At 62.9% G+C, this 17,544-nt stretch carries 19 protein-coding genes, 1 tRNA gene and 2 rRNA genes (1 of these 22 cut by a window edge); 20 read left to right on the forward strand and 2 right to left on the reverse strand.

Annotated elements, in window-relative coordinates:
• The 12 genes from DSM104635_RS07295 to DSM104635_RS07350 all read left to right on the forward strand — a co-directional run.
• Positions 1-1,581: ribosomal RNA gene (locus DSM104635_RS07295) — 23S ribosomal RNA — on the forward strand; it begins 1,209 nt to the left of the window's first position.
• A 111-nt stretch (positions 1,582-1,692) separates the two neighbouring features.
• A 5S ribosomal RNA gene (gene rrf, locus DSM104635_RS07300) occupies positions 1,693-1,807 on the forward strand.
• A gap of 122 nt (positions 1,808-1,929) precedes the next feature.
• Positions 1,930-2,006, forward strand: a tRNA-Met gene (locus DSM104635_RS07305).
• 55 nt (positions 2,007-2,061) lie between these two features.
• Positions 2,062-3,078, forward strand: a complete 1,017-nt coding sequence (locus DSM104635_RS07310; protein ID WP_158765573.1) for a glycosyltransferase — start codon at positions 2,062-2,064, stop codon at positions 3,076-3,078.
• Entirely contained in the window at positions 3,075-3,851 is a 777-nt protein-coding gene (locus DSM104635_RS07315) for a class I SAM-dependent methyltransferase (protein WP_158765574.1), read from the forward strand. The genes DSM104635_RS07310 and DSM104635_RS07315 overlap by 4 nt, the downstream gene beginning before the upstream one ends.
• Before the next feature lie 205 nt (positions 3,852-4,056).
• The gene (locus tag DSM104635_RS07320; RefSeq protein ID WP_158765575.1) at positions 4,057-4,932 is read left to right on the forward strand and encodes a class I SAM-dependent methyltransferase; all 876 of its coding nucleotides are present in this window, start codon (positions 4,057-4,059) and stop codon (positions 4,930-4,932) included.
• A gap of 58 nt (positions 4,933-4,990) precedes the next feature.
• Positions 4,991-5,269 carry a hypothetical protein gene (locus tag DSM104635_RS07325; protein ID WP_158765576.1) on the forward strand — a complete coding sequence of 93 codons (279 nt, stop codon included), beginning with the start codon at positions 4,991-4,993 and terminating at the stop codon, positions 5,267-5,269.
• A 134-nt stretch (positions 5,270-5,403) separates the two neighbouring features.
• Positions 5,404-6,501: a sensor histidine kinase gene (locus tag DSM104635_RS07330; RefSeq protein WP_158765577.1), complete on the forward strand. Its 1,098-nt coding sequence runs from the start codon at positions 5,404-5,406 to the stop codon at positions 6,499-6,501.
• Positions 6,467-7,261 (forward strand): LytR/AlgR family response regulator transcription factor, encoded by a 795-nt coding sequence (locus DSM104635_RS07335; RefSeq protein WP_158765578.1) that lies wholly within the window; start codon positions 6,467-6,469, stop codon positions 7,259-7,261. The genes DSM104635_RS07330 and DSM104635_RS07335 overlap by 35 nt, the downstream gene beginning before the upstream one ends.
• A 146-nt stretch (positions 7,262-7,407) precedes the next feature.
• Positions 7,408-8,082, forward strand: a complete 675-nt coding sequence (locus DSM104635_RS07340) for an SDR family NAD(P)-dependent oxidoreductase (protein ID WP_158765579.1) — start codon at positions 7,408-7,410, stop codon at positions 8,080-8,082.
• 51 nt (positions 8,083-8,133) lie between these two features.
• Positions 8,134-9,126 carry a tRNA dihydrouridine(20/20a) synthase DusA gene (gene dusA / locus DSM104635_RS07345; RefSeq protein WP_158765580.1) on the forward strand — a complete coding sequence of 331 codons (993 nt, stop codon included), beginning with the start codon at positions 8,134-8,136 and terminating at the stop codon, positions 9,124-9,126.
• Positions 9,123-9,938, forward strand: coding sequence for a sulfite exporter TauE/SafE family protein (locus DSM104635_RS07350; RefSeq protein ID WP_158765581.1), 816 nt, complete (start codon positions 9,123-9,125; stop codon positions 9,936-9,938). Before dusA ends, DSM104635_RS07350 begins: the two co-directional genes overlap by 4 nt.
• On the opposite strand, the gene DSM104635_RS07355 is transcribed toward DSM104635_RS07350, so the two are convergent.
• A complete protein-coding gene (locus DSM104635_RS07355; protein WP_158765582.1) occupies positions 9,931-10,119 on the reverse strand; it encodes a DUF1289 domain-containing protein in 189 nt (62 codons plus the stop codon). The genes DSM104635_RS07350 and DSM104635_RS07355 overlap by 8 nt on opposite strands.
• Before the next feature lie 205 nt (positions 10,120-10,324).
• Here DSM104635_RS07355 and DSM104635_RS07360 point away from each other — a divergent pair, with 205 nt between their 5' ends.
• The 5 genes from DSM104635_RS07360 (at position 10,325) to DSM104635_RS07380 (ending at position 14,030) form a co-directional block, all read left to right on the forward strand.
• The gene (locus tag DSM104635_RS07360; RefSeq protein ID WP_158765583.1) at positions 10,325-10,675 is read left to right on the forward strand and encodes a hypothetical protein; all 351 of its coding nucleotides are present in this window, start codon (positions 10,325-10,327) and stop codon (positions 10,673-10,675) included.
• Positions 10,676-10,738: 63 nt separating this feature from the next.
• On the forward strand, positions 10,739-11,014 hold the full coding sequence (locus DSM104635_RS07365; RefSeq protein ID WP_158765584.1) for a hypothetical protein: 276 nt from the start codon (positions 10,739-10,741) through the stop codon (positions 11,012-11,014).
• 36 nt (positions 11,015-11,050) lie between these two features.
• Positions 11,051-12,241: an acyl-CoA dehydrogenase family protein gene (locus DSM104635_RS07370; protein WP_158765585.1), complete on the forward strand. Its 1,191-nt coding sequence runs from the start codon at positions 11,051-11,053 to the stop codon at positions 12,239-12,241.
• On the forward strand, positions 12,238-12,876 hold the full coding sequence (locus DSM104635_RS07375; protein WP_158765586.1) for a DUF2306 domain-containing protein: 639 nt from the start codon (positions 12,238-12,240) through the stop codon (positions 12,874-12,876). The genes DSM104635_RS07370 and DSM104635_RS07375 overlap by 4 nt, the downstream gene beginning before the upstream one ends.
• An 11-nt stretch (positions 12,877-12,887) precedes the next feature.
• Positions 12,888-14,030 carry an acyl-CoA dehydrogenase family protein gene (locus DSM104635_RS07380; protein ID WP_158765587.1) on the forward strand — a complete coding sequence of 381 codons (1,143 nt, stop codon included), beginning with the start codon at positions 12,888-12,890 and terminating at the stop codon, positions 14,028-14,030.
• A 105-nt stretch (positions 14,031-14,135) separates the two neighbouring features.
• Here the strand turns inward: DSM104635_RS07380 and DSM104635_RS07385 are convergent, their stop codons facing one another.
• Complete coding sequence (locus DSM104635_RS07385) at positions 14,136-14,855, reverse strand: tetratricopeptide repeat protein (protein WP_158765588.1); 720 nt, start codon at positions 14,853-14,855, stop codon at positions 14,136-14,138.
• A 207-nt stretch (positions 14,856-15,062) separates the two neighbouring features.
• On the opposite strand from DSM104635_RS07385, the gene DSM104635_RS07390 reads away from it, so the two are divergent.
• From DSM104635_RS07390 to DSM104635_RS07400, 3 genes are read left to right on the forward strand one after another with little or no spacing between them, the layout of a single operon-like run.
• On the forward strand, positions 15,063-16,493 hold the full coding sequence (locus tag DSM104635_RS07390) for an AlkA N-terminal domain-containing protein (RefSeq protein WP_158765589.1): 1,431 nt from the start codon (positions 15,063-15,065) through the stop codon (positions 16,491-16,493).
• A complete protein-coding gene (locus DSM104635_RS07395) occupies positions 16,490-17,041 on the forward strand; it encodes a methylated-DNA--[protein]-cysteine S-methyltransferase (RefSeq protein ID WP_158765590.1) in 552 nt (183 codons plus the stop codon). The genes DSM104635_RS07390 and DSM104635_RS07395 overlap by 4 nt, the downstream gene beginning before the upstream one ends.
• Before the next feature lie 19 nt (positions 17,042-17,060).
• Positions 17,061-17,513: a hypothetical protein gene (locus tag DSM104635_RS07400; protein WP_158765591.1), complete on the forward strand. Its 453-nt coding sequence runs from the start codon at positions 17,061-17,063 to the stop codon at positions 17,511-17,513.
• The last annotated feature ends 31 nt before the right edge of the window (positions 17,514-17,544 follow it).

Consider the following 17,544-nt stretch of genomic DNA (forward strand, 5'->3'; position numbering starts at 1 on the left):
ATACTGAGCGGTAGCGGAGCGTTCCGTAAGCCTGTGAAGGTGAACCGTAAGGTTTGCTGGAGGTATCGGAAGTGAGAATGCTGACATGAGTAACGACAAACAGAGTGAGAGACTCTGTCGCCGAAAGACCAAGGGTTCCTGTTCAATGTTAATCAGAGCAGGGTTAGCCGGCTCCTAAGGCGAGGCCGAAAGGCGTAGTCGATGGGAAGCACGTAAATATTCGTGCGCCAGTTGGTGTGTGACGAATGACGGAAGTTGTGTGAGGCAGTTGGTGTCCGAGCGCAGCCTAGTTGTTCCAGGAAATAGCCCCAACATAGACCGTACCCGAAACCGACACAGGTGGTCAGGTAGAGTATACCGAGGCGCTTGAGAGAACTATTGTGAAGGAACTCGGCAAATTGCCCTCGTAACTTCGGAAGAAGAGGGACTGATTTCGCGCAAGCGAACGTCAGTGACACAAGCCAGGGGGTGGCGACTGTTTATCAAAAACACAGGGCTCTGCGAAGCCGCAAGGCGACGTATAGGGTCTGACTCCTGCCCAGTGCCGGAAGGTTAAGAGGAGAGGTGCAAGCCTTGAATCGAAGCCCCGGTGAACGGCGGCCGTAACTATAACGGTCCTAAGGTAGCGAAATTCCTTGTCGGGTAAGTTCCGACCTGCACGAATGGAGTAACGACTTCCCCGCTGTCTCCACAATAGACTCAGTGAAATTGAATTCCCCGTGAAGATGCGGGGTACGCGCGGCTAGACGGAAAGACCCTGTGAACCTTTACTGCAGCTTCGCTGTGGCGTTATCGACGGTTTGTGTAGAATAGGTGGGAGGCTTTGAACCTTGGGCGCCAGCTCGAGGGGAGCCACCAGTGAAATACCACCCTAATTTTCGGTGACGTCTAACCGCGATCCGTTATCCGGATCCGGGACCCAGCGTGGCGGGCAGTTTGACTGGGGCGGTCGCCTCCCAAAGAGTAACGGAGGCGCGCGATGGTAGGCTCAAACCGGTCGGACATCGGTTGTTGAGTGCAATGGCATAAGCCTGCCTGACTGCGAGACTGACGGGTCGAGCAGAGACGAAAGTCGGTCATAGTGATCCGGTGATCCCGTATGTGGAGGGTCATCGCTCAACGGATAAAAGGTACTCCGGGGATAACAGGCTGATCGCCCCCAAGCGTCCATAGCGACGGGGCGGTTTGGCACCTCGATGTCGGCTCATCACATCCTGGGGCTGGAGCAGGTCCCAAGGGTATGGCTGTTCGCCATTTAAAGTGGTACGTGAGCTGGGTTCAGAACGTCGTGAGACAGTTTGGTCCCTATCTACCGTGCGTGTTGGAAACTTGAGAGGATTTGTCCCTAGTACGAGAGGACCGGGATGAACGCACCTCTGGTGCACCAGTCGTTCTGCCAAGAGCGCAGCTGGGTAGCTAAGTGCGGACGGGATAAACGCTGAAAGCATCTAAGCGTGAAACCCCCCTCGAAACTAGGTTTCCCTTGAGAGCCGTAGTAGACCACTACGTTGATAGGCTAGGTGTGGAAGAGCCGCGAGGCTTGAAGCTGACTAGTACTAATCGCTCAATCGGCTTGAACGGTCATTGTTCATGCACGGCGACGATTGCGTCGCCCGACCACGATAAAATTTGAACGCAACAGACGATGTCTTCTCTTGTCTTGTACAAGAGCTTTCGCGCGGGTCTTGCCGACCTGGCGGCTATGCCGGGGGGTCCCCACCTGATCCCATCCCGAACTCAGTCGTTAAGTCCCCCAGGGCCGATGGTACTACGTCTTAAGGCGTGGGAGAGTAGGTCGCTGCCGGGTCTGCTGGATCCGTGTGAAAATCGAAAAATCCTTAGAACCCTCAATCACAATGTAACGGCCTCGGCCGTCTTAAGCGGCCGCCATAAAAAGCGGCCGTTTGTGTTAGAAGAACTGAAGTTTGCCGCGGGATGGAGCAGCCCGGTAGCTCGTCAGGCTCATAACCTGAAGGTCGTAGGTTCAAATCCTACTCCCGCACCCAAACACGACGGCCCCGCTGGCGACGGCGGGGCCGTTGTCGTACAATCGGAGCGCGCATGTTCGTGCTGCAGGCAGCGGTGGTGAAAGGTCGCGGCGGCATCGCAACAGCGGTCGCGCACTACGAGCGTATGTTTCGCGCCGTCGGCGTACGCTCCGCCGTTCTGTTTTCCGGTCCGTCGACCGACACGCTGCGCGAACAGGGCAACGATGTAATCGAAGCGCCGTCGCTGCTCACGTCGCCGCTCGCCGGCGTGCTGCCGCTACTGAGCGCGCTCCGCAGCGCCATAGAACAGCGCGCCGCCGGCGAAGACATCCTGGTCATCGTCCATAGCGATCTCACGCTGCCCGCGCTCAAGCGTCTCTTCCCGCGCGCACGTTTCGCGACGCCCTGCCACTCCGACAAGTTCAAACACAAAGCCCGAACCGATCTCGTCATCACGCTGAACGACACGCAGCACGCGCTGGTGCAAGCCGGCTTGCCGAGCACCCGCGTTGCGCTCCTCGGCAACCCTTATGTTGCGTCAGAACCCGTACCGCTCGCTACAGGCGCTGCGCCCCGCTTTAATTTCGTCGCGCGCTTCACGCCGACCAAGGACCCGCTGACGTTGCTCCGCGCCGCAGCACTTCTAAGCGCACGCACCGAAATTCGCTTCATCGGCGCAGGCGAGCTCGATGCCGAGCTGCGCGCGGCAGCGGCGAGCTCGGGCGTAAACGCCACCTTCCCTGGATGGCTCACAGCGCCGCTCGCTCACTTCCACCGCAACGACATCCTCGTCCTTCCATCGCAATGGGAAGGCCTGCCGTATCTCCTCCAAGAAGCGATGGATCACCGCGTCCCCATCATTGCCGCAGATAACCCCGGCAATCGCAAAGCCTTGGCCGATGGCGCCTACGGCGATTTGTTTCCGTTTGGCGACGCAAGCGCGCTCGCCGCCGCCATGCGCGCGGCCTTGGCCGATCTTGACGGCCTTCGGGCCAAAGCTGAGAAGGGCCGCGCGGCGCTCAGGCCCGCGTGCGGCGCCGAAGCGTTCTGGCGCAAACTCACGGCCGAGCTGGAAAAATCACACGCATGATCGAGTGGCGTTCTCTTTCTTCCGATCCGACAAACCGTGCCGCCACCATGCGCATGGACGAATTTCTGCGCTCCATCACGCGCGTCGAACGCGTTACGCGCATGGATATGATCCTCGATTTCTGCCGTGGCCAGGATGTCCTGGACATCGGCGCCGGCGAGCATGACGTCGCCTTCTATTCGGAGGAGGGCTGGGAGCATGGCCGCATTGTGCGAGTCGCGAAGAAGGCCGTCGCCGTCGAGATCAATCCCGAACTCTGCGCGCACTACAAAGCCAAGGGCTTCGACTTCCGTTGCGTCGACGCCACCAGCGACGCCGATCTCGGCGAACGCTTCGATCGCGTATTCATCGGCGACGTGATCGAACACGTGAACGATCCTGTCGCGTTGCTCGCTTTCACAAAGCGCCATCTGAAACCGGACGGCCGCATTCTGCTGACGACGCCGAACCCGTTCGCGCCGCGTTTCCGCCGCCACCGCAGCGAGCGCCACACGCGTTACGTCATGGCCAATCTCGAGCATACGCGTTGGGTGTCGATCTCCAACATGCACGAACTTGCATGGCGCGCCGGTCTGCAACTTTCCGCCCTGCGCTGGCCGCTTCTGAAGAAGCCGAAGACAGGCCTCGCGCGCACATTGGCGCTTTTCGGCAAGGAATGTCTCCTGGCCATTGCGCCTATCGAAGACGTGTTCGTCGAATACGCTTTTGAGCTTGCGCAGCCCCGCGAAAGCCGCTCGCCGAAGGCGTCCGACGTCGCGAAGAGCGCTGCGTAGGCCAAGTTTCGTCCTCACAAGCCCATTGACCGCCGGTTTGCGCGCCAAGGCGGAGAGGGCCGCGCGGCCTTGACCGCAACGTATGGCGCGACAGCGTTTTGGAGCCGTCCGCAACGCGAGTTGCATGAGTGCGCGACATAGTCTGCTTCGCGTCGTAAGAAGCCCAAATGGCATCCCAGGTCTTCGCCTGGGTGGAGGTCGCTGCGTGGGTGTCAGCAAAGAGGCTCTGGGTCTGTTGGGTTTGGCGCGCGTAAGCGGCGCCGATTTTTCACGCGTGATCACGATTGGGCGCCAGAGGCTCGACGTGGAGATGCCTTTCGTCGAACAGTTTTTTCGCGATCGCGGGCGCGGTGATTTGGCAACCCAGCTAGCGGGGACGCCGGGCGACGGTTATTGCGAGTCGCTCTTGAAGATTGCTTTCGGCGCTGGCGTCATACAATCCATTGATGCGTCGGACTATGAGCATGCCGACATCATTCATGACATGAATACACCGATCACAATCCCTGAACGCTACTCGCTTGTTGCTGACTTCGGCACGATTGAGCACGTATTCAACGTGCCTGTGGCGCTGGACAATGTTGCGATGCTTGCACGCCCTGGCGCCTTCATCTTGCACATGCTCCCGAGCAACAATTTTGTAGGCCATGGCTTCTATCAATTTTCACCCGAGCTCTTCTTCCAAGTTTATGCAGCTGAGCGCGGCTTCGACGGAACTCGCGTGTTCGTCGCGCCTGGAGGCACGCCTGATTTGTGGTACGAAGTGCGCTCGCCGAAGGAACTGGGAAGACGTGTCGATATCACCAGCCGAGATCAACTACACGTCATGGTGCTGACGAGGAAGATCGGCGAATCTGTTTCACTCACCCAAAGGCCGGTACAACAGTCGGATTACGTTGAAACCTGGAACAAAGGTGCTTCCAAAGCCAAGGTGAAACGTTTGCGTAGCGGCTTTGAGCGCCACGTGCGAGATGCGTTCAGCGGCGTGCGCCAGCAACGCAAAGTCGATCGCAAAGACTTAAGGCGCTCACGTGGAGACTTGGTCCCCCGTCCATTGCGCAACCTCGTGCCAAACTTCTAATCGCGAGCTTCAGCTCACAACACGCTCGTTCGCGTTCATCGCCGAGGCGGATTATGTCATGGCCAATCTCGAGCACGCGCGCTGGCTCTCGATGTCGACGATGCATGAACTAGTGTGGCGCGCGGGCCTTGAGATGACGGCGCTGCGTTGGCCTCTGATGAAAAAGCCGAAGACGGGCCTCTCGCGCGATGTCGCGTTATTGGCGAAGAAGGCGCATCTCGCCATCGCGCCTCTCGAAGAAGTGTTCAGCGAATACGCTTTTGAGCTTGCGAACCGCACTGAAAGCCGCTCGCCTACGCAGGTCGGGACGGAACGGGCGTCTGCGCAAACCAGCTAAGAAACCGCGACGAACCGACGTGTGTGTACGACGAACGGCGTGAGCTGCATTGGGTCATTCCAAGCACATGCGCTAAGTCGTTAGGCTGGCGCTGGATGACACGACAGGCAGATGGGGACGAGCGTGCGGTGAGCATGGCGAGGGATCTCCTCGACCATCCCGCATGGACGCGCTGGGGCGCGCACGTTGCGTTTTGGTTGGTCTATCTCGCCGTCCGCACCGCCGCCGCCGCCGCGGACCCGCCAGATGATGTCACAGACTTCCCGTATCTGCTGAATCGTGTGCTCGTGGTGGCGAGCTATTTTGTGCTCACGGGCGTGTTGCTGGCGTTGATCGCCGGCCCGCGGGCGAGCCGCTCCAACTGGGCGCGCAATCTAGCGCTGGTGCTGGGCGCGCTCGCGGTTGCACCGATCACGCAATGGAGCGAGCAGGCCTGGCCACTCGCGCTCGCTGGTTTCTCACCAGAGCCGTATCCTTTCGTGATCTACCTCTTCCAGTTCGGCTGGGCCTTGCCGCTGTGGGGGCTGACGCAAGCGCTGCTCGGCTACCACTTCGAGACCATGGCGCAGGCGCGCGCCGTCTCTCGTGCGCAAGCGTTGGCGTACGATGCGCAGCTCAAGATGCTGCACTATCAGATCAATCCCCATTTTCTGTTCAACACGCTGAACGCGATCTCGACGCTGGTGCTGGAGAAACGCAACGAGCAGGCCGAGAACATGATTCTCAGGCTCGCGGGTTTCTTACGGTATTCGCTCGATCGCCAGCCAACCGAACTCGCAGCACTCGCCGCTGAGCTGGAAGCGCAACGCAAGTATCTGGAAATTGAACGCACCCGCTTTGACGATAAGCTCAAGGTCAATTTCAACATCGAGCCGGGGCTCGAGACCGCGCGGCTGCCGAGCCTCATCCTGCAGCCTATCCTCGAGAACGCGATCAAGTACGCTATCACGCCGCGCGTCGAAGGCGGCAGCATCGACGTGTCGGCGCGGCGCGACGGCGAGTTGCTGCGCATCTGTATCGAAGACGACGGGCCAGGCTTGCCGCCCAACGGTGACGTGCGCGCGCGGCGCGGCGTTGGCCTCGCCAACGCACGCGAGCGGCTTGAACTGATCTACGGCGAACGCGCGGGCCTAACCGCGCGCAATCGCGACCCCAACGGGTGTCGCGTGGATATATGGCTACCATTGGAGGAAGACCGTGTCGGCAGAACCCCTGCGCCTGCTCTTAGCTGACGACGAACCGTTAGCGCTGCGCCGCATCAAGCTGGCGTTGCAAGATATACCGGACGTCGAAGTCGTCGGCTCGGCGAGCGATGGCGCGCAAGCGATCACGTTCATGCGCGATCTACGCCCCGACGTCGTGCTGCTGGACATCAAGATGCCCCTGGCCGACGGCTTCGAAGTCGCGAATGCCGTCGAGGATTCTGGTGGTCCCGCCGTGATCTTCGTGTCTGCGTTCGAATCCTACGCAGTCCGCGCGTTCCAAACCTCTGCGGTCGACTATCTCGTCAAACCGGTGGAATTCGAACGTCTCGCCTCAGCACTCGATCGCGCGCGCGAACGTCTCGCCTCGAAGGACGCCGGCCGGCGCGCCGAAGAACTGCAAGCCGTGCTCGAAGCGCTGAAGAAGGAGTCTGACGAGCGCGAGGGCCCGCGTTACGAAAAAGAATTCTGGATCCGCGATCGCGGTCGCTTCTTGCGCGTTCCAGTTGCGGACGTCGAACGCATCGAAGCCGAGCGCGACTACGTGCGACTTTACTGGGAAGGGCGCACGCTTCTGCATCGGGAAACCATGTCTCACCTCGAAGAAAAGCTCGATCCCAACATGATGCTGCGCGTTCACCGCTCGGCGTTCGTGAACTGGAAGCGCCTCAAGTCCGTGCGGCGCGACGCCAATGGGCGGCTTATGGCCGTGCTCGAAAGCGGTGACGAAGTGCCGGTGAGCCGCGCCTACGCCCAGCGCGTGATGCAGGAAATGAAGGCCCGCAGCTAAAGAAAAGGCGGGCGGCCGAAGCCGCGCCGCCAAGGTAGGCATAAGGCAGACGAGACAATCTCGTCTCCCTAGTTGGATGCCGGCCAATGCGGTTTCGGATGCAGAGGCGCTGAGAGCCCGCTAGAAGAACGCCCGGAGGCGTTCGAATGCGCGACAAGACCATCGTCATCACCGGCGCGTTTGGCGTGCTGGGCCGTGCCGCGGCCGATCTGGCCGCGCAGCAAGGAGCGCGGGTGGCAATGCTTGATGTGAAGGTCAGCGCGCAAAGCGTCACCGCGCCGGACCTGGCGATCGCTGTGGACCTGACGGACCTCAAGGCCACGACGCGTGCTATGCAGTCGGTCCGCGCGGCGACGGGCGCCATCGACGCCTTGCTCAACATTGCCGGCGGCTTCGCTTGGGAAACCGTGAGCGACGGCGACGTCGCCACCTGGGAGCGCATGTTCGCGCTCAATCTCAAAACAGCGCTGACGGCGAGCAAAGCCGCGCTGCCGCATCTGATCGAAGCGCGTGGCGCCATCGTCAATGTCGGCGCTGCAAGCGCGCTCAAAGCCGAAGCGGGCGTCGGCGCTTACACGGCATCGAAGCAGGGCGTGATGAAGCTCACCGAAAGCCTCGCCGCTGAACTCAAAGGCCAAGTGCGCGTCAACGCGGTGCTGCCGTCGATCCTCGACACGCCGCAGAACCGCACCGACATGCCCATGGCTGACCCAGCCAAATGGGTGCAGCCCGCCGAGTTGGCCCACGTCATGCTCTTCCTCGCATCAGACGAAGCCAGCGCCGTCACCGGCGCGCTCGTTCCGGTGACCGGCCGCGTCTAGCTGGCGTCATGGCTTGACCCAAACGCGCGGCTGCCCGAAGCAGCGCCACAGATGAAGCAGCTCGACCGCCGATTTTCCATCGCCCCCATGATGGACTGGACCGACCGGCATTGCCGGGCGTTCCATCGCGCGTTGACAAAGCACGCACTGCTCTACACCGAAATGCTGACGGCGGACGCCATCATCCACGGCGATCGCGAACGGTTGCTCGGCTTCGACGACGTCGAGCATCCCGTCGCGCTTCAGCTTGGCGGCAGCGATCCCGCGAAGATGGCCGAAGCCGCGCGCATCGGCGCGGCGTTCGGCTACGACGAGATCAATCTCAATATCGGCTGCCCGTCTGACCGCGTGCAGGCCGGACGCTTCGGCGCATGTTTGATGCGCGAGCCGGCGCTGGTGGCGGCGCTCTGGAGTGCGGCGCAAGAGGCGGCGCCGAACATCCCAGTCACGATCAAGTCGCGCATCGGCGTCGATGACCAAGAGCCACGCGATGCGCTTTACGAACTGGTCGATACTTCAGCGCGCGCGGGATGCAGCACCTTCGTCGTGCATGCGCGCAAGGCCTGGCTCGACGGGTTGTCGCCGAAAGAAAACCGTGACGTGCCGCCGCTGGATTACGAACTTGTCCGCCAGCTGAAGCGTGATCGTCCTGACCTTGAGATCATCCTCAATGGCGGCCTCAAAGACCTCGATCACGCGCTCGCCGAACAGCACGGCGTCGATGGCGTCATGCTCGGCCGCGCGGCTTATCAGCAGCCGGCGACCTTGCTCGACGTCGATGAGCGTGTGTTCGCCACCGCCGCGCCGTCGTGCACGCGCGAAGAGGCCGCGTTTGCGTATCTGCCGTACATCGAAACGAAGCTCGCGGAAGGCGTAGCCTTGCACGCGATGACCCGGCACATGCTCGGCCTGTTCAATGCGCGGCCCGGCGGCCGGATTTGGCGTCGCGTGCTCTCCGAGCGCGGCGTGCGCCGTGGCGCGGGTGTCGAGGTTGTGCGCGCGGCGTTCGATGAAATGAACCAAGCCGCTGCGCTCGCGGCATGAGCGCCGAACTCGTCTGGTTCGCCGCCGGCCTGATCGGTGCGGGCCTTCTAGCGGGATTTGTCGGCGGTCTTTTCGGAATCGGCGGTGGCGTTGTCGTCGTTCCCGCTCTTTATTTCGTGCTCACCGCGCTTGGTGTGCCCGAAGATATTCGCATGCATGTGGCCGTCGGCACTTCGCTCTCAACCATCATCTCGACATCATGGCGATCGCTCGCCGCGCACACAAAGGCCGGCGCAGTCGACTACGACATCCTGAAAGCCTGGGCGCCGTGGATCACCGTCGGCGCGTTGCTCGGCGCGGTTGCCGCGGGGTTCGCATCAACGGAGGTGTTGCTCATCGTGTTCGGCGCGGGACTGTTGCTGATCGCGGCGCAGATGGGCTTGGGCACGCCGGATTGGCGCGTCGCGCAAGCCATGCCCACCGGCGCGCCGCGCGCAGCCCTTGGCGGCGGCATCGGTTTCTTCTCAGCGATGATGGGGATTGGCGGTGGCGCGTTCGGGGTCACGTTGATGACGCTGTGCGGTCGGCCGATCCATCGCGCGGTAGCGACGGCGTCCGGCTTTGGCGCCGCGATCGCGCTGCCGGCCACGCTTGGCTACGTGGTGGCCGGGTGGGGTCGCGAAGGCTTGCCGCCGTATTCGCTGGGCTTCGTTAGCGTGCCCGGCTTACTCGCGTTGGCGGCGCTGACCGCGATCACCGCGCCGGTTGGCGCGCGGCTTTCGCATCGCCTGCCTCAGCTCACTTTGAAGCGCGCTTTCGCCGGGCTGCTGGCCCTTGTCGCGCTCAACATGCTGCGCGAGGCGCTCAGCTGACCGGTGGCGCCGCGGCCAAACGCTGCGGCAGCTCTTCCATGATGGTCCTCCGCTGGGCTTCATCCATCCCGCCCCAGCCAGCGATCTCCGCCAGCGTGCGCCCACAGCCGATGCAAAGCCCGGTCGCGCCGCTGACGGCGCAGAGCTTGATGCAAGGGGTGGAGACGATCGGCCGATCCATGTCGAAGAGCTAAGACGCTGAATTCGTGAGAGCAATCGCCTCAGTAGAATCCGTATCGAATTTCGATAAATTCACGTTGACTCTCGATAAAGAATATCGTATATCGATATCTGTCTGAATTCGCGGACAGAACGCATCCGGAAGCTGATCCGGCCGCATCTCAAGGTGAACAGACGCCAAACTTTGCTCTGTTGGAGGGTTTTCAATGCGTTTCGCTCTTATCGCCACCAGCGTCGCCGCCGCCGTGGCCGTGCCGTTCGCGGTCGGCGCCAGCGGCCCGCAAATGTCCGGTGACCAGTTTTTGTCCGCCGTCCGCTGCACGGCCTACCAAGACATCGCTCGCCCAGACGCCGAACTGGCCGAGGTGAAATACCAGCTCAACACCGAGGCGCGCTTGCAGCCGGCCGCGACGGCCGCTCAGGCGCGGGCCGAGGTCCGCGACATTGCTCGCAATGCTGTGAACAGCGCTGCGGACGCGAACGTGTCTATGATCAGTCAGCCTTCCTGCGCCGGCGCACAGCTGGCGACGGGTGCGGACTCGCCCGAGGCGGTCTAAGGGCTTAGAGAAAGCGTGCTGTCGGCTCGGGAGCGGGGCGCCACACGCGGGGAGGGACGTGACATGAAGGTCTGGGTTCTCGCCGGTGTTTTCACGGTGGCGACGGCGCCGATGGCGTTCGCGACCGAAGACACCACCGAATGTCAGCTCGACGACGCGCGCCGTTCTGCGCAACAGCAGGTCGAAGCGCCCGCCTCGCCCACCATCGCCCGGCCCACCGTCGCCGAGCGCGAAGTCGTGGACCCGGCCCCGGCGCCATCACGCGCACCTGCCGAGCGGCGCCGTAGCGGTAAGCGAATTCCCGACGCTCAGTTGATAGGCCCTCGCGGCGCCTTATAGTCGTGCACGCGCGATCAACGCGCGTGGGCCGACATCATGGATCTGAATTTTTCGCAGGAAGAAATCGCGTTCCGCGACGAAGTGCGCGCGTTCATCGACGCGAACTATCCGGCGCAAGTTAAAGGCAAAGGCCTGCGCGAAGATCTCTCGAAAGAGGACTTCCTCGCCTGGCACAAAATCCTCGGCAAGAAGGGCTGGTCCGCGCCCGCATGGCCGAAGGAATACGGCGGCACCGGTTGGACCGCGACGCAGCGCTACATCTGGCTTGAAGAGAACGCGCGCGCCGAAACCATTCCGCCGCTGCCGTTCGGCGTCTCGATGGTCGGCCCCGTCATCTACACGTTCGGCACGCCGGAACAGAAAGAGCGCTTCCTGCCCGGCATCCTCAAAGGCGACGTTTGGTGGGCGCAAGGCTACAGCGAACCCGGCGCCGGCTCCGATCTCGCTTCGCTCAAAACCAAAGCCGTGCGCGAAGGCGATTTCTACGTCGTCAACGGCCAGAAGACTTGGACCACGCTCGGCCAACACGCCGACTGGGGATTCTTCCTCGTCCGCACCGATGCAAGCGCCAAACAACAAGAAGGCATCAGCTTCCTGCTGATCGACATGAAGTCGCCCGGCGTCAGCGTCCGCCCGATCAAGCTGCTCGATGGCGGTTACGAAGTGAACGACGTCTTCCTGCAGGACGTGAAAGTCCCGGTCGATCAGCGCATCTATGAAGAAAACAAGGGTTGGACCTGCGCCAAATTCCTGCTCGCGCACGAACGCGCCGGCATCGCCGGCGTGGCGCGCTCCAAGCGCAATGTCGAAAAGCTGAAGAGCATCGCCAAAGCCGAGATCGGCGACGACGGCAAGCCGCTGATTGAGGACGAAGACTTCCAGCGCAAGCTCGCGGAACTCGAGATCGACCTTTCCGCGCTGGAAATGACCGAACTCCGCGTCCTCGCTCGCGAACACGCCGGCAAGGGCCCTGGCCCTGAAAGCTCCCTGTTGAAGATCAAAGGCACCGAAATCCAGCAGCGCCTCACTGAGCTGACGCTCGAAGCCGTCGGCAATTACGCGCAGCCCTACACGCGCGAATTGGGCGAGGGCAACGAGTTCGCGGTCGGCCCCGATTATTCGCGTGCCGCATCGCCGATCTATTTCAACTGGCGCAAAGCCTCGATCTACGGCGGCTCCAACGAAATCCAACGCAACATTATCGCGAAGATGGTGCTGGGGCTGTGACCATCGCCGCCAACGCAGCGCCTGCCGCGCCGCGTTGGCTCGGCGCTCTTGGTTGGGGGCTGATGGCGTTCCTGTCGCTCGGAATCGCCGCGTATGGGATCTCGTACCTGGCCGGCACACAGGCGCCGCCCGTCGTTGAAGACAACGGCATGGGCATGCGCGTGCTGATGATCCATGCCAGCGCCTCGGGTATCGCTCTTTTGCTCGGCCCGCTGCAATTTCTAGAACTGATCCGCCGCCGCGCGCGCGTGTTGCATCACTGGATCGGGCGCACATACATCCTGGCCTGCTTGGTTGGCGGCATCTCCGGCGGTCTGCTCGCGCCCTTCACCGCTGCCGGACCGATCGCGGCGTCGGGCTTTCTCATGCTGGCGCTGCTCTGGCTCTGGGTAAACGCCTTCGGCTGGCGTGCTGCCGCGGTGAAGCGCGATTACGACGAACACAAAAATTGGATGGTGCGCTCGTTCGCACTCACCTTCGCCGCTGTGACTCTGCGGCTTTATCTCATCCCGCCGCAGATCGCCGGCATCGATTTCGTCACCGCCTATCAATGGATCGCCTGGCTCGCCTGGGTGCCTAACATCGCGATCGCCGAATGGTGGATCGCTTCGCGCCGCACACGCCTGGTTCAGTAAGGAACTGCACGATGAACTTCGACTACACCGACGAACAGAACGCAATTCGTGACTCGCTCTCCAAGTGGGCGGCGCAGCAGTATGACTTCGACAAGCGCCGCGAAGCGCTGAAGATCGAAGACGCCTGGAAAAAGAACTGGGCCACGTTCGCCGAGTTCGGCCTACTTGCCGCACCGCTGCCGGAAGATTTCGACGGCTTGGGCGGCGGCGCGATCGATGTCAGCGTCGTCACCGAGGAATTCGGCAGGGCGCTCATCGTTGAGCCCTATGTGCCGACCGTCGTCATCGGCGGCGGCGCGCTCAAATACGCCGGCAGCGACGCGCAGAAAGACGAACACCTCACCGCCATCGCCGGCGGCGAGCGTGTCATCGCCTTCGCGCAAGGCGAACCCAAGAGCCGCTGGGCGCTGAACGATGTCTCGACCGCCGCAAAGAAGGACGGCGCGGGCTACGTGCTGAACGGCCAGAAGGCGGTGGTGCTCGGCGGCCCGCAAGCGGATCACTTCCTCGTCACCGCGCGCACCGCCGGCGGCCAGCGCGATGCAAAGGGCATCTCGCTCTTCCTCGTGTCGAAGACCGCCAAGGGCGTCACCACGCGCGACTACCCGACCATGGACGGCACGCGCGCCTCGGAAGTGTATTTCGAAAACGTCAGCGTCGGCGCCACCAACCTGATCGGCGCGGCCGATGGCGCGCTGCCGCTGGTCGAACGTCTCGTCGACGAAGCCAACGCCGCCTACTGCAGTGAAGCCGTTGGCTGCATGCGGATGATGACCTCTTCGACGCAGGAGTACGCCAAGACCCGCAAGCAGTTCGGCAAAGCCATCGCCGAATTCCAGGTGATCCAGCACCGCCTGGTCGACATGTTTATCGCCACCGAGGAAAGCGTCTCCATGGCGCTTTTGGCCACGATCAAACTCGGCGAGAGCGACGCCGAGCGCGCCAAGGCCGTCTCCGCCGCGAAAGTCTCGATCGGAAAAGCAGCGCGCTTCGTCGGCCAAGCCGCGGTGCAAACCCACGGCGGCATGGGCGTCACCGACGAAATGCGCGTGGGACACTACTTCAAGCGCGTGACCATGCTGGACGCCACGTTCGGCAACGTCGATTATCACCTGAAGCGCTACACCGCGCTGAACGCGAAGGCGGCTGCCTAGAGCCCAGATCTTCGCAGGTTGGAGCGCGCGCCTTCAGGCGCGCACTTCTTCACTAAGCGAGGCGCTTGTATTCAAGCGGGGCTGAAGCCCCGCGCTCCAACCTGCTTAGAGCCCGAAAGCCGCAAACGCCGGGTTATCCGGATCGAGCGTTTGCGCGCGGTCGAAGTCCGCCAGCGCACGCGTCATGTCGCCCATGGCGCGGTAAGCTTTGCCGCGATTGTTGTAGGCGCCCGCGTAGTCCGGGTTGATCGCGATCGCCTGCGTGTAGTCGCGGATTGCCGCATCGTGCTGACCCTGCGCGCGATAAGCATTGCCGCGATTGTTGTAGGCGTTGGCGAACTGCGGATTGAGCCGGATTGCAGTATCGTAGTCAGAGATCGCGCGGGCATGATCGCCTTGGTCGCCATAGGCGCTGCCACGGTTGTTGAATACGTTGGCAAAACCCGGTTCGAGCGCGATGGCTTGATCATAGTCGGCGATGGCGGCCGTCAGGTTGCGTTGAGCGCGATAGGTGATGCCGCGATTGTTGAAAGCGTTGGCATAGCGCGGATTGAGCGCGATGGCCTGATCGTAGTCGGCCAGCGCGCGGTCAAGTTCGCCCTGGCCGCGATAGGCATTGGCGCGATTGTTAAAGGCGATCGCCAAACCCTCGGCGTTGACGCTGCCATACTGGATCACCGACGTGCAGGCGCGGATCTGATCCTCGCGCGAATACGTGCCGCCTTGGTTGGCGCACTGCGCGCGCTGGTGGCCGACCTGCGCATGCGCTGGCGCACCGGCCAGCATCACGCTCGCGAAAATCAGAGTTGCACTGAAAGCGCGCATGCGCGGCTCCTGCTGCGGCGCTGAACCGGTTAACGCGCCACGCCATTTTGGACAGTTGGACACTAGCGGCGCGCGCCTTCAAGTGCACGCGATCACGCGCCTCGCGGGCATTTTGGCTGCAGTATGGTGAAGGGCCGCGCCACGGCGATGCACATATATGTCCGAATCCGGCGAGACGTTCCGGTCGGTTCGCCCCATATTCCGCCCATGAGCTTGGACGCCGAAACCTGCCACGCCGCCTGTGAGGCCAAGGACCGCCGATTCGACGGGCGCTTCTACGTCGGCGTCACCTCCACCGGCATCTATTGCCGCTGCATCTGCCCGGCCCGCACGCCGAAGCCACAGAACCGCACCTTTTGGCCCTCCGCCGCAGCCGCCGAGGCCGCCGGCTTCCGCCCCTGTCTACTCTGCCGCCCCGAACGCGCCCCAGGCCTCGCACCGATCGACGCCCCAGCGCGCCTTGCCGCCGCCGCCTACGCCCGCATCGAAGCGGGCGCGCTGGAGGAGCAGGGCCTGGAAGCGTTGGCCGACGGCCTCGGCGTCACTTCGCGCCATCTCCGCCGCGTGATGAACGCCCAGTTCGGCGCCAGCCCCATCGAGATCGCACAGACCGGGCGTCTGCTCGCGGCACGGCGGCTGCTCAACGAAACCGCGCTCCCCGTCACCGAGATCGCCTTCGCCGCCGGCTTCCGTTCGCTCCGCCGTTTCAACGCCACCATGAAAGATCGCTACGGCGCGCCGCCGTCGAAGATGCGCGGCCGCAAAACCATCGCGCGCGGTGAGACTTTCACCGTGAGCCTAAGCCCGCGCGGCGATTACAACATCGCCTCGATCGCGGAATTCCTGCGCACGCGCGCACTGCCGGGCGTCGAACTCGGCGGCGCCAAGACCTACGCACGCACGCTGAAAATGGGCGACGCGCTGGGCTGGATAGAGATCGGCATGGGTCCGAAGGGGCTGATGCTCACGCTCTCTGAAAATCTAGCGCCGCACTTGCGCCCACTCGTCGCCAACGTCCGCGGCGCTTTTGATCTCGATGCGGAAATGACGGCGGTGGACGCGCACCTCTCCACCGATGCCGGCCTCGCCAAGGACATCAAACGCGAGCCAGGCGTGCGCATTCCAGGTGCGCTGAACGGCTTTGAAACAGCCATTCGCGCGGTCTTGGGCCAGCAAGTCACCGTCGCCGGTGCGCGCACGCTGACGGATCGCCTCGTCACCAAATTTGGCGCGACGCTCGAACGCGGACCCGAGGGGCTCAACCGCGCCTTCCCTGATGCACCCACGCTTGCCAATGCCGGCGCCGCCGCCATCGCCAAGATCGGACTGCCGCTAAAACGCGCGGAAACACTGCACCGCCTCGCGGTCACGTCGAGCAGCGGCAAGCTTCCGCTCGATCGCGGCGCTATCGCGTCGGGGCGCGCAGCGCTTGCGGAGATTGCCGGCATCGGGCCGTGGACGATCGAGTACGTCGCCATGCGCGCGCTGGGCGATCCCGACGCGTACCCCGCGACGGACATCGCACTCATCAACGCGCTCGGCCGCAAGGGCGAGACGCTCGAACACCTAAAGCCGTGGCGCGGCTATGCGGCAATCCGCTTGTGGCGGCGCGGCGCCAAGAAAGGAATTCGGCCATGATCAGTTCAGTGTACGACAGCCCCATCGGCCCGCTCACGCTGGCATCGAATGGCGCAGCGCTAACGCAGCTCGAGTTCGAGAATCCGAAGCATCCGCTGCCGCCCGTCGCACCGGGCAACGACAAGATCATCGAGCAAGCCAAACGCGAACTGGACGCCTACTTCAAAGGCAAGCTGAAGACGTTCACCGTGCCAGTCGCGCCGCAAGGTACTGAGTTTCAGCGAAAAGCCTGGGCCGCGCTGCAGAAGATTCCGTACGGCACGACGCGTACCTACGGCCAGCAAGCGAAGGTCATCGGCAGCCCAGCCGCCTCGCGCGCGGTCGGCGCAGCCAACGGCCGCAACCCAGTCGCGGTAATTATCCCATGCCATCGCGTGATCGGATCCAACGGCAGCCTGACTGGTTTCGGCGGCGGTATGGAACGAAAGAAGTTCCTGCTCGACCTGGAGCAGGGCGAATTGCTGTCCGCTGAGGATTACGAAGTCGCAACGGCCTTAGCCCATCGCGTTTCCGTCGGCGATCGTGCTAGCAAATCGCGCCGAGGGTGATTTTGTGGGAGACGGCGGAATGCGGAAATCGTTGGCGGTGATTGTGTGCGTGACGGCTCTGGCGGCGCCGAGCGTAGCGCCGGCTCAAGGCGCGGGTTGGTCGTACGCCTACACTGCCGGCGTCGCGACGGCGACCGAGCGCGACGACAACGGCCGCGTCACCGCAACGCTGACATGCCGTCCGCCGACGGGCGATATCGTTGTAACCGATTACACGCTGGGCCGCGCCGGCCGCCGCGCGTCGCAAGCTGCGGTGCGGATTGGCGCAATGAGCGTGAACGTGCCCGCCAGCGTAAACGGCCGCGGCAGACAAGCCGCCCTGGTGATCAATCTTCCGCAGCGCCCGCCGATTCTCGCCGCGGTGCAGCCGGCCGATCGCTTGAGCGTCACGGTCAACAACCAGACCCACACGTTCCGCGAAGGCGGCCCCGCCAAGATGCGCGAAGTGGCGTACGGCTGCTGGGGCAGTTGAGCAGCTACGGCTGAGCCTCAGGGTTGCGCGG

Source organism: Terricaulis silvestris (genome assembly GCF_009792355.1).
Taxonomy (GTDB): Bacteria; Pseudomonadota; Alphaproteobacteria; order Caulobacterales; family Aquidulcibacteraceae; genus Vitreimonas; species Vitreimonas silvestris.

What these genes read in the sequence shown, in the direction of transcription:
- DSM104635_RS07380 (WP_158765587.1), top strand. Translation starts at nt 12,888, where the DNA reads ATGAACTTCGACTACACCGACGAACAGAACGCAATTCGTGACTCGCTC.
- DSM104635_RS07385 (WP_158765588.1), bottom strand. Translation starts at nt 14,855, where the DNA reads ATGCGCGCTTTCAGTGCAACTCTGATTTTCGCGAGCGTGATGCTGGCC.
- DSM104635_RS07315 (WP_158765574.1), top strand. Translation starts at nt 3,075, where the DNA reads ATGATCGAGTGGCGTTCTCTTTCTTCCGATCCGACAAACCGTGCCGCC.
- DSM104635_RS07355 (WP_158765582.1), bottom strand. Translation starts at nt 10,119, where the DNA reads ATGGATCGGCCGATCGTCTCCACCCCTTGCATCAAGCTCTGCGCCGTC.
- DSM104635_RS07395 (WP_158765590.1), top strand. Translation starts at nt 16,490, where the DNA reads ATGATCAGTTCAGTGTACGACAGCCCCATCGGCCCGCTCACGCTGGCA.
- DSM104635_RS07340 (WP_158765579.1), top strand. Translation starts at nt 7,408, where the DNA reads ATGCGCGACAAGACCATCGTCATCACCGGCGCGTTTGGCGTGCTGGGC.
- DSM104635_RS07360 (WP_158765583.1), top strand. Translation starts at nt 10,325, where the DNA reads ATGCGTTTCGCTCTTATCGCCACCAGCGTCGCCGCCGCCGTGGCCGTG.
- DSM104635_RS07330 (WP_158765577.1), top strand. Translation starts at nt 5,404, where the DNA reads ATGGCGAGGGATCTCCTCGACCATCCCGCATGGACGCGCTGGGGCGCG.
- DSM104635_RS07350 (WP_158765581.1), top strand. Translation starts at nt 9,123, where the DNA reads ATGAGCGCCGAACTCGTCTGGTTCGCCGCCGGCCTGATCGGTGCGGGC.
- DSM104635_RS07390 (WP_158765589.1), top strand. Translation starts at nt 15,063, where the DNA reads ATGAGCTTGGACGCCGAAACCTGCCACGCCGCCTGTGAGGCCAAGGAC.
- DSM104635_RS07310 (WP_158765573.1), top strand. Translation starts at nt 2,062, where the DNA reads ATGTTCGTGCTGCAGGCAGCGGTGGTGAAAGGTCGCGGCGGCATCGCA.
- dusA (WP_158765580.1), top strand. Translation starts at nt 8,134, where the DNA reads ATGAAGCAGCTCGACCGCCGATTTTCCATCGCCCCCATGATGGACTGG.
- DSM104635_RS07325 (WP_158765576.1), top strand. Translation starts at nt 4,991, where the DNA reads ATGGCCAATCTCGAGCACGCGCGCTGGCTCTCGATGTCGACGATGCAT.
- DSM104635_RS07400 (WP_158765591.1), top strand. Translation starts at nt 17,061, where the DNA reads ATGCGGAAATCGTTGGCGGTGATTGTGTGCGTGACGGCTCTGGCGGCG.
- DSM104635_RS07365 (WP_158765584.1), top strand. Translation starts at nt 10,739, where the DNA reads ATGAAGGTCTGGGTTCTCGCCGGTGTTTTCACGGTGGCGACGGCGCCG.
- DSM104635_RS07370 (WP_158765585.1), top strand. Translation starts at nt 11,051, where the DNA reads ATGGATCTGAATTTTTCGCAGGAAGAAATCGCGTTCCGCGACGAAGTG.